Annotated in this window: 11 protein-coding genes, 1 tRNA gene and 1 pseudogene; 4 read left to right on the top strand and 9 right to left on the bottom strand. The window is 70.0% G+C overall.

Annotated elements, in window-relative coordinates:
* Window positions 1–73 precede the first annotated feature (73 nt).
* The gene (locus ACFYVR_RS04980; protein WP_387470168.1) at window positions 74–1,264 is read left to right on the top strand and encodes an Ig-like domain-containing protein; all 1,191 of its coding nucleotides are present in this window, start codon (window positions 74–76) and stop codon (window positions 1,262–1,264) included.
* A 110-nt stretch (window positions 1,265–1,374) separates the two neighbouring features.
* Here ACFYVR_RS04980 and ACFYVR_RS04975 read toward each other — a convergent pair.
* The 3 genes from ACFYVR_RS04975 to ACFYVR_RS04965 form a co-directional block, all read right to left on the bottom strand.
* Window positions 1,375–1,447, bottom strand: a tRNA-His gene (locus tag ACFYVR_RS04975).
* A gap of 89 nt (window positions 1,448–1,536) precedes the next feature.
* Window positions 1,537–2,136, bottom strand: a complete 600-nt coding sequence (orn, locus tag ACFYVR_RS04970) for an oligoribonuclease (RefSeq protein ID WP_387470166.1) — start codon at window positions 2,134–2,136, stop codon at window positions 1,537–1,539.
* A gap of 30 nt (window positions 2,137–2,166) precedes the next feature.
* Window positions 2,167–2,343 (bottom strand): hypothetical protein, encoded by a 177-nt coding sequence (locus tag ACFYVR_RS04965; RefSeq protein ID WP_387470370.1) that lies wholly within the window; start codon window positions 2,341–2,343, stop codon window positions 2,167–2,169.
* Here ACFYVR_RS04965 and ACFYVR_RS04960 point away from each other — a divergent pair.
* A pseudogene (locus ACFYVR_RS04960) lies at window positions 2,333–3,904 on the top strand (helicase HerA-like domain-containing protein); the annotation flags it as partial. The gene ACFYVR_RS04965 and the pseudogene ACFYVR_RS04960 sit on opposite strands and share 11 nt — an antisense overlap.
* On the opposite strand, the gene ACFYVR_RS04955 reads toward ACFYVR_RS04960, so the two are convergent.
* From ACFYVR_RS04955 to ACFYVR_RS04940, 4 genes are all read right to left on the bottom strand, one after another.
* Entirely contained in the window at window positions 3,889–5,520 is a 1,632-nt protein-coding gene (locus tag ACFYVR_RS04955; RefSeq protein ID WP_387470164.1) for an AMP-binding protein, read from the bottom strand. The pseudogene ACFYVR_RS04960 and the gene ACFYVR_RS04955 overlap by 16 nt on opposite strands.
* A 188-nt stretch (window positions 5,521–5,708) precedes the next feature.
* Complete coding sequence (gene cmrA, locus ACFYVR_RS04950; RefSeq protein WP_387470162.1) at window positions 5,709–6,512, bottom strand: mycolate reductase; 804 nt, start codon at window positions 6,510–6,512, stop codon at window positions 5,709–5,711.
* A gap of 75 nt (window positions 6,513–6,587) precedes the next feature.
* A complete protein-coding gene (locus ACFYVR_RS04945) occupies window positions 6,588–8,618 on the bottom strand; it encodes an FAD-dependent oxidoreductase (protein WP_387470160.1) in 2,031 nt (676 codons plus the stop codon).
* A gap of 26 nt (window positions 8,619–8,644) precedes the next feature.
* Window positions 8,645–9,172, bottom strand: a complete 528-nt coding sequence (locus tag ACFYVR_RS04940; protein ID WP_387470158.1) for a PadR family transcriptional regulator — start codon at window positions 9,170–9,172, stop codon at window positions 8,645–8,647.
* Between the two features lie 98 nt (window positions 9,173–9,270).
* On the opposite strand from ACFYVR_RS04940, the gene ACFYVR_RS04935 reads away from it, so the two are divergent.
* A complete protein-coding gene (locus tag ACFYVR_RS04935; RefSeq protein WP_387470156.1) occupies window positions 9,271–10,590 on the top strand; it encodes an MFS transporter in 1,320 nt (439 codons plus the stop codon).
* Here ACFYVR_RS04935 and ACFYVR_RS04930 read toward each other — a convergent pair.
* Both ACFYVR_RS04930 and ACFYVR_RS04925 read right to left on the bottom strand, forming a co-directional pair.
* Window positions 10,587–11,156, bottom strand: coding sequence for a DUF4203 domain-containing protein (locus tag ACFYVR_RS04930; RefSeq protein ID WP_387470154.1), 570 nt, complete (start codon window positions 11,154–11,156; stop codon window positions 10,587–10,589). The genes ACFYVR_RS04935 and ACFYVR_RS04930 overlap by 4 nt on opposite strands.
* Window positions 11,153–11,998, bottom strand: coding sequence for an alpha/beta fold hydrolase (locus tag ACFYVR_RS04925; RefSeq protein ID WP_387470152.1), 846 nt, complete (start codon window positions 11,996–11,998; stop codon window positions 11,153–11,155). Before ACFYVR_RS04925 ends, ACFYVR_RS04930 begins: the two co-directional genes overlap by 4 nt.
* A 186-nt stretch (window positions 11,999–12,184) precedes the next feature.
* Between ACFYVR_RS04925 and ACFYVR_RS04920 the strand changes: the two genes are divergently transcribed.
* The gene (locus ACFYVR_RS04920) at window positions 12,185–13,417 is read left to right on the top strand and encodes a PucR family transcriptional regulator (RefSeq protein ID WP_387470150.1); all 1,233 of its coding nucleotides are present in this window, start codon (window positions 12,185–12,187) and stop codon (window positions 13,415–13,417) included.
* The last annotated feature ends 46 nt before the right edge of the window (window positions 13,418–13,463 follow it).

The following is a 13,463-nucleotide window of genomic DNA, read 5'->3' as shown; positions in this document are numbered from 1 at the left end:
CCGCGGGTGCCGTGCGGACAGGGCAGGTGAGTGTCCGGGTGACCCGTCGAAGGACACGGTGTGAGGTGGGGTAGTGGTGAGGAAGTTTCGGCTGGCGGCGGCGCTGGGAGCGGCGGCCCTCGCACTGGGGGTGTCGGGCTGCACGGTTCCGTCGAACGGGCAGGCGTCCGCGGCGCCGGCTATCGACGTCAACCCCGTCACCGAGCTGATCAAGCCGAAGGTGACGGTCACCGTGACCGACGGAGCGGTGGGGCACTCGCCGGGTGAGCCGGTCTCGGTGCGGGTGGCCGACGGCAAACTCGCGACCGTCACTCTCGTCGACGCGACAGGGGTCGCGGTTCCGGGAGCGATCGCACCCGACGGGCGGTCGTGGGTGAACACCGAGCCGCTGGTCTACGACGGCAGCTACCGCCTGCAGGCGGAGGCGTTCGGGCTCGGCGGTTCGGCCACCACGGTGTCGAACTTCACGACCAGCTCGCCGGGCAACCTCACCAAGCCCTACGTCCTTCCGAGTGCCGGCGACGTGGTCGGGATCGGTCAGCCGGTCGCGGTGCAGTTCGACGAGAACATCCCCGACCGTCAGGCCGCGCAGGACGCCATCACGATCGTGACGAACCCGCCCGTCGACGGCGCCTTCTACTGGGTCAACAACCGTGAGGTTCGCTGGCGGCCGCAGAACTACTGGGCGCCGGGTACCACCGTCACCGTCGACGTGAACGTCTTCGGCCGCGACCTCGGCAACGGGCTGTTCGGGCAGGTGAACCAGACTTCGGACTTCCGGATCGGCGACGCGATGGTCGCCACCGCCGACGACAACACCAAGCAGGTCACGTTCGAACGCAACGGCGAGGTCGTCATGACGATGCCGACGTCGATGGGCAAGGACTCGTCGCCCACGGACAACGGCGTCTACATCATCGGCGACCGCTTCGACCACATGATCATGGACTCGTCGACCTACGGCGTTCCGGTCAACTCCGCACAGGGCTACCGCACACCGGTCGACTGGGCGACCCGGATGTCGTACAGCGGCATCTTCTTCCATTCCGCGCCGTGGTCGGTGGGGCAGCAGGGCTACTCGAACGTCAGCCACGGCTGCCTGAACCTGAGCCCGACGAACGCGAAGTGGGTGTACGACAACACCAAACGCGGCGACATCGTGATCGTGAAGAACACCGTCGGCGGGACGCTGTCCGGGCTCGACGGCCTCGGTGACTGGAACATCCCGTGGGAGACGTGGAAGGCCGGCAACGCGAACGTGTGACCGGTGACCGTGTGCCCCGCACCGCTTCGTCGGTGCGGGGCACACGTGTGCGGAGGACACGCCTCGGAAACGAGAAAGGCCCCCGACCGGAGTCGGGGGCCTTTCTTCGGGGTGACCGACGGGACTCGAACCCGCGACAGCCAGGATCACAACCTGGTGCTCTACCAACTGAACTACGGTCACCATCGCTTCCCACGCGCCGCCCTTGCGGGCTGTGCGTCAGCAGCGTGGACGATACTAGCGTGTCCGGAGCTCGGAATGCCAATCGGCGTCTATTCGGCGACCAGATCCTTGACGACGGCGGCAATATCGCTGGTAGACGGGCCGGGGTCGGCGACGAACGCGGTGCGCCGGTAGTACTGCAGTTCCCGGATCGACTCCTTGATGTCGGCGAGGGCGCGGTGCGCCAGACCCTTCTCGGGCTGACCGAAGTAGATCCGCGGATACCAGCGTCGGCACAGTTCCTTGATCGAGGAGACGTCGATCATCCGGTAGTGCAGGTACTCGTCTAGCTCCGGCATGTCCCGGGCGATGAACCCGCGGTCGGTGGCGATGGAGTTGCCGCACAACGGGGCGGTGCCCGGGGTGGGGATGTGCTCGCGGATGTAGGCGAGCACCTGACGCTGCGCCTCCTCGAGGGTGACGGTCGACGCCCGCACCTCGTCGGTGAGCCCCGACTTGGCGTGCATCTTCCGGACGACGTCCGGCATGTCGGCGAGAGCCGCGTCGTCGGCGTGGATGACGATGTCCACCCCCTCGCCGAGGATGTTGAGCTCGCTGTCGGTGACCAGAGCGGCCACTTCGATCAGCTTGTCGGAACCGAGCCGCAGCCCGGTCATTTCGCAATCGATCCACACAAGTTTGTCCTGCACGAGCATCCACAGTAGTCAGCGCATTCTCCGCTAGGGTTCGCGGTGGAGTCGAAGTCGTGCGGACCTGCGATCGAGGAGGGCGTCGATGACGGTGGATCCGACCGCATCCGGAGGTTCGGGTTCGGACGCAGCGGCGCTCGCGGAACGGGCGGCGGCCGCGAGGGTCGCCGCAGCCGCCACCGCGGCGCAGGACGCGGTGTCCGCCACGCCCGCACCTGGCTCGGACGGTGCCGCGCAGCAGATCGCGCGGGTTACGCGTTCGAGGGCGGTGCCTTGGAGCTGGGGACGATCGTCGTCGGCGGAACGGTGGATCCGTCTGCCCGCGTGCGTGTTCCGTTGGCCACCCTGAACCGGCACGGTCTGGTCGCGGGCGCGACCGGCACCGGAAAGACGAAGACGCTGCAGGGCATCTGCGAGCAGCTGTCCGCAGCCGGGGTGCCCGTGGTGATGGCCGACGTGAAGGGCGACGTGTCCGGGCTGTCGGCGGCCGGTGAAGCGAACGAGAAGATGAGGACGCGGGCCGTCGAGACGGGCATGACCGACTGGACCCCGACGGCGTTCCCGACGGAGTTCGTCTCCCTCGGCACCGAGGGCATCGGCGTCCCGATCCGCGCGACGGTCACCGGCTTCGGCCCGATCCTGCTCGGCAAAGTCCTGGGCCTCAACGACACCCAGGAGTCCACCCTGGGGCTGATCTTCCACTGGGCCGACACGCAGGGGCCGGCACTGCTCGACCTCGAGGATCTGCGGTCGGTGATCGCGCACCTGACGTCCGACGAGGGCAAGGCCGACCTGAAGGGCATCGGCGGTGTCTCCTCGGCCACGGCGGGCGTCATCCTGCGGGCGCTGGTCAACCTGGAGGCGGACGGCGGCGACACGTTCTTCGGGGAACCGGAGTTCGACACCGCGGATCTGTTGCGGGTCGGCGGGGACGGGCGCGGTAGCGTCACGCTGTTCGAGCTGGGTGCGCATGCCGCACGTCCGGCGATGTTCTCGATGTTCCTGATGTGGGTGCTCGCCGATCTGTTCCAGACGTTGCCCGAGGTCGGGGATGTGGAGAAGCCGAGGCTCGTCTTCGTGTTCGACGAGGCGCACCTGCTGTTCGCGGACGCGTCGAAGGCGTTCCTGCAGCAGATCGAGCAGACGGTGAAGCTGATCCGGTCGAAGGGCGTCGGCGTCTTCTTCTGCACACAGTTGCCGACGGACGTGCCGAACGCGGTGCTCTCGCAGCTCGGCGCCCGGATCCAGCATGCTCTGCGAGCCTTCACGCCCGACGATCAGAAGGCGCTGAACAAGACGGTCCGTACCTATCCGAAGACCGAGCACTACGACCTCGAGAAGGCGCTGACCTCGCTGGGCACCGGCGATGCGATCGTCACGGTGCTGTCGGAGAAGGGTGCGCCGACGCCGGTGGCGTGGGCGAGGATTCCGCCGCCGAGGTCGCTGATGGACACGATCGGGGAGGCACGCGATCCGGGCAGCGGCCGCGGCGAGCCCGCTGCACGACAAGTACGGGCAGACCCTCGATCGGGAGTCGGCCTACGAGTTGCTCACCGCCCGGCTGGCACCGCCGTCGCAGCCGGCGCCGGACCTGCCGCCTCCGCTGCCCGACCTGCCGGACCTGCCGCCGCCCGCGCCCGACGAGCCGAGTGCGGTGGAGAAGATCATGCAGAACCCGGCGGTGACGAGTTTCCTGCGGTCCGCGGCGACCGTCGCGGGCCGGGAGATCTCCCGCTCGATCTTCGGCACGCGTCAGCGCAACTCGCGGGGGACGACCTTCCCGGTCGCGTTGCGGGGCAGTTCGTCGAGGAACGTGACGTCCCGGGGGACGCAGAACCGTGTGAGGTGTGCCTTCACGTGCGCCCGGATGCCGTCCTCGGTCAGCGCGGCCCCGTCCGCGCCGTCGGTCCGAACGACGTAGGCGGCGAGCCTGGCGCCGAACTCGTCGTCGTCGACGCCGAGCACGGCCGCTTCGAGGATCCCGGGCAGTTCGCTGAGCACGTTCTCCACCTCGCGCGGGTAGACGTTCTCGCCGCCCGAGACGATCATGTCGTCGCTGCGACCGTCGAGGAACAGCAGACCCTCGTCGTCGAAGTGTCCGACGTCGCCGGTGGCCATCAACCCGTCGACGAACTCCTTCTCCTCGCTGCCTCGGGTGTATCCCTCGAAGAGCATCCCGTTGCCGACGAACACGCGACCCACGGTCCCCGCGGGGACTTCGGTGCCGGTGTCGTCGAGGATGCGGACCACCGTTCCGAGGGGCGGCCGGCCCGCGGTGTTCGGGTGCCGCAGCAGTTCCTCCGGCTGCGCGATCGACGCCCAGCTGACCTCGGTCGAACCGTAGAAGTTGTAGAGGACGGGGCCGAAGACGTCGAAGGTCTTGTGGACCACACCGGTCGGAATCGCCGAGCCGCTCGCGGCGATCACCCGCAGCGCCGAGAGGTCGACGTCGCGGCGGTCCTTCGGGAGGTCGGTGATCCGCTGCAGCATCGTCGGGACCACCCACAGCACGTCCGCGCCGTGTCGGGCAACCGCATTGACGGTCTCGGCGGGGTCGAAGCGCCGGGTGAGGACGATGGTGGAGCGCAGTGCCAGCGCGATCTGGATACCTGCCAGGCCCCAGGTGTGGAAGATCGGCGATACCAGCACAGTGGTGCACCGGCTGCGCAGCGGCAGCCGGGAGAGCACCGCCGACGCCGGCATCCAGCTGCGGGGTTCGGGCCGGGAGGCGCCCTTCGGTGTTCCGGTGGTTCCGGACGTCAGGACGACGAGCCGTCCCCGTCGGGGTCGTGCGGGCAGGACCAGAGCACCGACGCCGCGACCGTCCTCGAGGAGGCCCTCGAATCGGGCCCAGCCCTCGGCGTTGCCGTCCTCGGCGCAGTCGGGGTCGTCGAACACCGCGACGCGGAGGTCGGAGTCGGGGATCAGGGGGGTGAACTCCGGGTCGACGAGCAGCCAGTCGAGTTTCTGCTCGGTGACGATGTCGGCGAACTGGGTGGCCGAGGCGCCGGTGTTGAGCAGCACCAGGTCGGTGCCCAGTCGGCTCGATGCGCCCATCGCGATCAGGAACCCGCGGTGGTTGCGGGCGAGGACTCCGATGCGTCCGCGTTCGCGCAGTCCGCGATCGTGCAGTGCGATGGCGAGAGCCTCGGCGTCGTCGTCGAGCTGTCGGTAGGTGACGGGGCCGTGGTCGTCGATCACGGCGATCCGGTCGCCGTCGCGGCGCGCGGCGACGGCGAGCAGTCCGCCTGCGGTGAAGTCCCACTGGTACCAGGCCGACACGACCCCGGCGAGCGTGGACGGCCCGATCGGCCCGACGATACCGGCCTTCGTGATCGGTATCAGGCCCTTGATCAGGTCGGTTGCTCCGGAAAGGCGCGGCATGCGGCGGTGTCCTCCTGGGGTCGGGTGTCGACACCCGATAACTTACTTGTCGGTAAGGAAGTGCGCCAGGTGTGCACTGCCGACAAGCCGGACTCCCTGCGCATCCGCTCCTCCACGGTCTCACGTCGGGCCGGTTCCCGCACCGGCCCGACGGGGGTCGGGACCACGTCGCGCCGTGGCGGTGTCGCCTACCCGCCGAGCTTCTTGTAGAAGGTGCCGACGATGGGGGCGACGATCGCGCGGGGGCTGTAGCCGCCGGCGACGGACATACCCTTGCTGAGGATTCCCGGTACGACGCGCATCTTGTTCTTGGACAGCGCCTCGAGGGAGAGCTTCGCGGTGTACTCGCTCGAGATCCACAGGAAGTCCGGGACGAGCCTGTCCACGATCGACGCGTCGGCCGGGTCGGGGGTCTCGGTCCGCACGGGTCCGGGTGCGAGCAGCGTGACGTGGACGCCGGAGTCCTTCAGTTCGCCGCGCAGGGACTCGGAGAAGGTGTTCACGAAGGCCTTCGTCGCCGCGTAGGTCGCGTTGTTCGGGATCGGCATGTTGCCCGCCGCCGAGCCGACCATCAGGATGCCGCCGGAACCGCGGGCGATCATCCCGGGCAGCACGGCGAGCGTGAGGTCGTGCACCGCAACGGCATTGAGCTCGACCTGCGCCCGCTCGTACGACGGGTCCAGCTCGGCGACCGGGCCGAAGGACGCGATCCCGGCGTTGTTGCACAGGATCGAGATCTCGCGCCCGGACAGCTCGTCGACGAGTGCCGAGCGTCGGTCGCGGTCGGACAGGTCGACGGCGCGCACCTCGACCTCGACGCCGTGCGCCTCGGACAGTGTCGCTGCGAGCGCGTCGAGCAGGTCCCCGCGTCGGGCGACCAGGATCAGCGAATGCCCCTGCGCGGCGAGTTCGGTGGCGAGCGCCTCGCCGATTCCGGAGGAGGCGCCGGTCACGACGGCACGGGCGTCTGGGGTCGGGTTAGGCAGACTCACCGGGCCCAGGCTAGCGCTCGTGCGCGGTTCGGGGGCCCCTGGACCCGGAAAGCGCGCACGAGCGGCGAAGCCGCCTCACAGGACCGCGGCGAGCCGGGTGCCCTGCTCGATGGCGCGTTTCGCGTCGAGTTCGGCCGCGACGTCCGCGCCGCCGATCACGTGGGCGGGCACGCCCGCGGTGGTCAGGTCGGCTTCGAGGTCGCGCACCGATTCCTGCCCCGCGCAGATCACCACGTTGTCGACGGCGAGGGTCCGCGGACGTTCGTGTTTCGCGCCGAAGGTGATGTGCAGACCGTCGTCGTCGATGCGCTCGTAGTTCACGCCCGAGATCTGCTCGACGCCCTTCTTCCTCAGCGCGGCCCGGTGCACCCACCCCGAGGTCCTGCCGAGTCCCGCGCCGATCGGAGTCGACTTGCGTTGCAGCAGGTACACCCGGCGCGGCGACGGCGCGACCACCGGTTCGGTGAGCGCGCCGGGCGCGGACTCGTCGTGGGTGACGCCCCACTCGCGGTTCCACGCGGCCAGGTCCAGGGCCGGGGAGTGGTCGTGGGTCAGGAACTCGGACACGTCGACGCCGATGCCGCCCGCCCCGATCACCGCGACCGCGTCGCCCACCGGTCGGCCGTCGCGGACGAGTTCGGCGTACGACAGCACGCTCGGGTGGTCGATCCCGGGTATCGCCGGGATGCGCGGGGTGACGCCCGTCGCGAGCACCACCTCGTCGTGGCCGCCGGCGATCAGGGCTGCCGCGTCCACCCGGGTGTTCAGGTGCACCTCGACCCCCGCGACGTCGAGCGCCCGGGTGAAGTAGCGGACCGTCTCGGCGAATTCCTCCTTGCCGGGGATGCGGCGGGCGATCGCGAACTGGCCGCCGATCTCGCCGCCTGCTTCGTAGAGGCTCACCGCGTGCCCGCGTTGGGCGAGGTTCAGTGCCGCCGACAGTCCGGCCGGTCCGGCACCGACGACGGCGATCGCCTTGCCCCGGCGGGTGGGGGAGAGCACCAGTTCGGTTTCTCGTCCGGCGCGCGGGTTGAGCAGGCAGGAGACGTGCTTGTTGGCGAACGCGTGGTCGAGGCAGGCCTGGTTGCAGGCGATGCAGGTGTTGATCTCGTCGCCGCGGTCGGCTGCGGCCTTGTTCACCCAGTCCGGGTCGGCGAGCAGGGGCCGCGCGGTCGAGATCAGTTGCGCGTCACCACGGGACAGGATCGCCTCGGCCGTCTCGGGCATGTTGATCCGGTTCGATGCGCACACCGGGATGCGCACCTCGCGGGCGAGCCGTTCGGTGAACTCGGTGAACGCGGCCCGCGGCACCGAGGTGACGATGGTGGGCACCCGGGCCTCGTGCCAGCCGATGTCGGTGTTGAGGATCGTGGTCCCCGCGGCCTCGAGTTCCCGGGCGAGATCGACGATCTCGCGCCACGTCTGGCCCTTCTCGACGAGGTCGGCCATCGAGAGCCGGAACAGGATGAGGAACTGCTCGCCGACGGCGGCGCGGGTGCGGCGCACGATCGAGGTGGCCAGGCGGCGACGGTTCTCGGCGGAGCCGCCCCACTCGTCGGTGCGGCGGTTGGTGCGCTCGGCCAGGAACTGGTTGACGAAATAGCCCTCCCCGCCCATGATCTCGACACCGTCGTAGCCGGCCTCCTGCGCCAGGCGAGCGCAGCGGACGTAGTCGTCGATGGTGGACTCGATGCCGCGCCGGGACAATGCGCGCGGCCGGAACGGGTTGATCGGAGCCTTGACCGACGACGCCGACACGCTCAACGGCTGATACGAGTAGCGGCCGGCGTGCAGGATCTGCAGCGCGATCTTGCCGCCCTCGGCATGCACGGCGTCGGTGATCTCCCGGTGCCGGGCCGCCTGCCTGCGGGTGATCAGGTCGGCGCCGAGTGGCAGCAGCCAACCGGTGCGGTTCGGGGCGTAGCCTCCGGTGACGATCAGCCCGACTCCGCCGCGCGCACGTTCGGCGAAATACGCGGCCAGTTTGGGAATGTCGCGGGTGCGGTCCTCGAGGCCGGTGTGCATCGACCCCATCACCACCCGATTGCGCAGGGTGGTGAACCCGAGATCGAGCGGGGACAGCAGGTGGGGGTACGGATCGGTCACGCGGACGGTCCTTCCGGCGGAGGGGATCAGAGGGCGTCGAGGACTTCCCGGCACCACTGGTCGAAGCCCTCCTCGATGCGGATGCCGCCGCGCAGGACGAGGTACTGGTGCAGCGCCGTGCCGGACAGCCGGTCGGGCGCCGGGAAGTCGCGTTTCTCGATCATCCGGTAGACCTCGAGCCGCTGGGCGTGGGCGTCGCGGTGCCGGGTCACCTCGGCGCGCAGTGCGCCGCGGTCGCCGTGTGCGGCGGCGCGGATCTTCACCGCGAGCTCGTTGCGCAGGTGCCCGGCCTCGGTCGGTTCGGCGATCCAGCTGGCGAGTTCGGCTCGGCCGGTGTCGGAGACCCGGTACACGCGCTTGTCCGGCTTGCCCTGTTGGCCTACGGTCTCGCCGATCACCCAGCCCGCCTCGTCCATCCGTTTGAGGACGCGGTAGATCTGCTGGTGGGTGGCGTTCCAGAAGTAGCCGATCGACCGGTCGAAGCGGCGCGCCAGCTCGTAACCGGAGCCGGATTGTTCCGCGAGGGAGACGAGCAGTGCGTGGTCGAGCGCCATGCGGTCAGTATGTGTGCGCCCGCGTGTATATGCAACTGAGTTCATAGGAGGCCGCGGCGAGGCGCGTGTTTCCGCGCGGCAGTTTGTAGGCTCGCGCCATGAGCACAGCGGTGGGCGGTGAGATGGCCACGCGCAGACAGGTCGTCGCGTGGGGGCTGTGGGACTGGGGGTCGGCCGCGTTCAACGCGGTGATCGTCACCTTCGTCTTCTCGGTGTACCTCACCGATGCGGTGGGCGACGACCTGCCGGGCTCGGTGTCGGCGAGCAGTTGGCTCGGATGGTCGCTGGGCGCGGCGGGCCTGCTCATCGCGGTGCTCGCCCCGGTCACGGGCCAGCGCTCGGACGCGGCGGGCCACCGGAAACGGTCGCTGGCGCTGCTCACCGCGACGGTCGTCGGCTGCATGTTGGCGATGTTCTTCGTCCAGGACGACTACGACTACCTGTGGCTCGGGTTGCTGCTCCTCGGTGTCGGATCGGTGCTCTTCGAACTCGCCCAGGTGCCGTACTTCGCGATGCTCCGTCAGGTGTCGACGCCGTCGAACATCGGCCGGGTGTCCGGGTTCGGCTGGGCGATGGGATATTTCGGCGGCATCGTGCTGCTGCTGGTGTGCTACTTCGGGTTCATCGCCGGCGACGGTGCCACCCGCGGGCTGTTCGGGATCGCCACCGACGGTGGCCTGTACGTCCGCACCGTCGCCGTGCTCGCCGCGGTCTGGTTCGCCGTCTTCGCGGTGCCCGTGCTGTTCGCGGTTCCCGAACTGCCGTCCCCGGACGCCGCCGCCGGCCCGGGATTCCTCGGTTCCTACCGGGTGCTGTGGAACGACCTGCGCGCACTGTGGTCCACGGACCGGCGTACCGTCGGCTACCTGATCGCCAGCGCACTGTTCCGGGACGGACTCGCCGGGGTGTTCACCTTCGGTGCGGTGCTCGCCGTCAACGTCTACGGCATCGCGTCGGGGGACGTGCTGCTGTTCGGTGTCGCGGCCAACGTGGTCGCCGCGCTCGGAGCCCTCGGAGCGGGCCGGCTCGACGACCGGATCGGGCCGAAGGCGGTGATCGTCGGGTCGCTCGCGTCGATGCTGGTGGTCGGGGCGATCCTGCTCGTCGTCTCCGGTGTGCTGGCCTTCTGGATTCTCGGACTGCTGCTGTGCCTGTTCGTCGGGCCCGCACAGTCCGCGGCCCGCACCTTCATGGCCCGGCTCAGCCCGGCAGGGCGCGAGGGGCAGATGTTCGGTCTGTACGCGACGACCGGACGCGCGGTGTCGTTCCTGTCGCCGACCCTCTTCGGGTTGTTTGCGTGGCTTTTCGCCAGCGATCGGGCGGGCATCCTCGGCCTGCTGGTGGTGCTCGGGATCGGCTTGGCCGCACTGCTTCCGGTGCGGGCCCCGGACGCCTGGCCCGCAGGCGCCGGACGCTAGGACGCGGACTCGAGGCCGAGCTTGTCCGGGAACAGGCGGCGCTGGACGATCCACCCGGCGGCCGAGAGCGCGATCCAGATCAGCGTGGCGACGACCTGCTGGAATCCCCCGTCGGGGTGGCGGAGGAAGTCGAGGGCCCCGACCATGCCGCCGAGACCGGTGAGGATCATGCTCGCGCCGCCGATCGAGGTCAGCCACAGCAACGCCCGGGCCCGGAACTTGTCGGCGAGGAATGCGGCCGCGACCGCGAGCGCCAGGATCACGATCGCACTGAGCGCCCAGTTGTTGTCGCCGGGCTGCAGGACCTCGGCGAGTTTCGCTCCGGCCATCGCGCCGGTGATGGCTCCGATGAAATACGCGGAGAACTTGAAGACCAGCGTCGTCACCACCCAGCAGGCGACGGCGCCGATCAGGCCGAACAGCACCAGTGTCCACACCGACGCGTTGAACAGGTCGGCGATCAGCCAGCCGAGACCGAACCCTGCGGCGAGCACCGCGAGGTGCATCGACCGGATTCCGTAGAAGCACAGCAGGGCACCGACCACCAGTACCGCGAGACCGCTCATGACCGGCTTCCTTCCACTCGTTCGATGATCGCCTCGGCCAGCGCGTCCGGGGCCTCCTCCGGCACCCAGTGACCGACCCCGTCGAGCTCGACGAACCGGTACGGTCCGGTGACGAAATCCCCGCACCGCTCGGCGCCGGCCCGGCCCAGCGCCATGTCCTCGGTGCTCCACACGTAGGTCGTCGGCACCCGCACCGCCGGGATCTCGCCGAACCCGCGGCCCATGGCCCGGTACCAGGACAGGGCGGCGGTCAGCGCGCCGGGCTCGGTCAGAACGCGGAGGTGCTCGTCCACCAGACCCGGGTCGACGCCCGCGAAGATGTCCCGGAGCGGCTTCGCGTCGTCGGCGAGCAGGGCGCGCTCCGCCGAGTCGCCGTGCCGGAACACCGCGATGTACTTCGAACGCGCCTTCTGGTCGGCGTCCTCGCGCAGTGCCCAGCCGAACGCGGCCGGATGCGGCACCGACACCGCGGTCAGCGAGTCGACGCGGTCGGGACGGTGGCCCGCGATCCACCAGGCGACGGCCGCGCCCCAGTCGTGCCCGACGAGATGTGCGGACTGCAGGCCGAACACGTCGAGGAGGCCGAGCACGTCGGCTCCGAGCAGGTCGACGGTGTAGTGGTCGACGCCGACGGGACGAGCGCCGGGGGAGTAGCCGCGCTGTGTCGGGGCGATCAGCCGGCAGCCGGAAGCGGCGAGCTTCGGCAGGACGGGGCGCCAGCAGGCCGCGGTTTCCGGGAATCCGTGCAGCAGCACGACGGGCACACCGTCGCCGGGACCTGCGCACGTGACGTCGAAGGTGTGGTCACCCACGGTCACCCTCGTGACCTCGACCGGATCCATGTGCCTCCCAGCATCGACCGGGCCCTGCCGTCACCGTTCCGCGGCGATGAGTCGAACACTACCGCCGGATTCCGCGAATGCGGACCGGACGGGCCGCGCGCGAACACCCGCGCCGCGCTGTCGGGCGAAGAGCGGGCGGTGACGTGGGGGTTTACCGTATGGTCCGACACCGGTGAGGGGGTGAACATGACAACCGACAACCGAATGCTGCCGCCGCTGCGGATCGCGGGGCGGCCGGTCGCCCAGTGGTTGTCCGTCTCCGCCGCGGACCTGACGAACCTGGTGATCTCCCGCCTGGTCGACGAACTGCCGATCTACCGGGCGCTGCCGCGGGAAGAGGTCCACGGCGAGATCGCGGACATCGTCACCCGCAACATCGAACTGTTCGCGACGCTGGTGTTCGAGCGCCGCGCCGCCCGCGACTCCGAACTGACCGAGCAGCGCAACTCCGCCGCCCGCCGGGCCGAGGAGGGCGTTCCGCTCGACGCGGTCCTGCACGCCTATCACTTCGGGATCGGGATGGCGTCGAAGGAACTGTTCGCGGACGCCGGCCCCGACGACATCGCCGACGTGCGGATCGTCACCGGGATGATCCTCGACTTCCTGCGCAGGCTGACCATCGCCGTCAGCGCCGCGTACCTCGAGGAACGTCAGACGATGGAGAGCCAGGCGAACTCCGGACGCCGATCGCTGATGTCCGCCCTCGTCGCGGGCGACGACCTCGATGCGGTCCTGGGCCGCACCGGACTTCGCCTCGCCCCGCACTATCTGGCGCTGAGCCTCGCGGTCGGGGAGAGCGCCGACGAGCGGAGCGTCGGGATCAGCGGGACCGTCGCGGGACGCCGCAAGCTGCGTCGCCTGCAGGCCGAACTCGACCGGATCACGGGGGAACCGGCGCTGACGGTGATCGACAGCGGCGGCGGCACGGCGTTGGTGCCGTGTCCCGCGAGCCCACCGGACTGGGAGCCGCTCCGGGCCGCCGTCGACCGGATGTCGCGGTCGCTCCACGTCGAGTTGCGGGTCGGCGGGGTGATCGCGACGCCGGCGGAGGTACCCGCCGCCGTCGAGCAGGCGGCGGAGATCGTCCGGCTCGTGGAACGCACCGGCCGGCCGCCCGGTCTGTACCGGCTCGCGGACGTCCTGCTCGACTACCAGCTCAGCCGTCCGAGTCCGGCGCGTCGCGAGCTCGCGCGCCTGCTCGCCCCGTTGGCGGGCAAGCCCGAGTTGATGCAGACGCTCGAGGCGTACGTCGCGGGCGGGCTCAACCGGCGCGCGACGGCCGCCGCGCTCGCGGTGCACGCCAACACCGTCGACTACCGGATGCGGCGGGTGCTCGAGCTGACCGGGCTCAACCCTGCCGACCCGGCTGACCTGCCGCGGATCGGCGCCGCCCTGGTCGCGTTGCGGGCCGGCGAGTGAGCGACCTCGCAGAGGAGGCGCCCCGGCGGCGTTCCCATGCCGGACG

It is taken from the genome of Rhodococcus sp. NPDC003318 (assembly GCF_042879035.1).
GTDB lineage: Bacteria > Actinomycetota > Actinomycetes > Mycobacteriales > Mycobacteriaceae > Rhodococcus_G.
The sequence above is the reverse complement of the archived record's forward strand: the minus strand, read 5'-3'. Positions and strand labels throughout refer to the sequence as shown.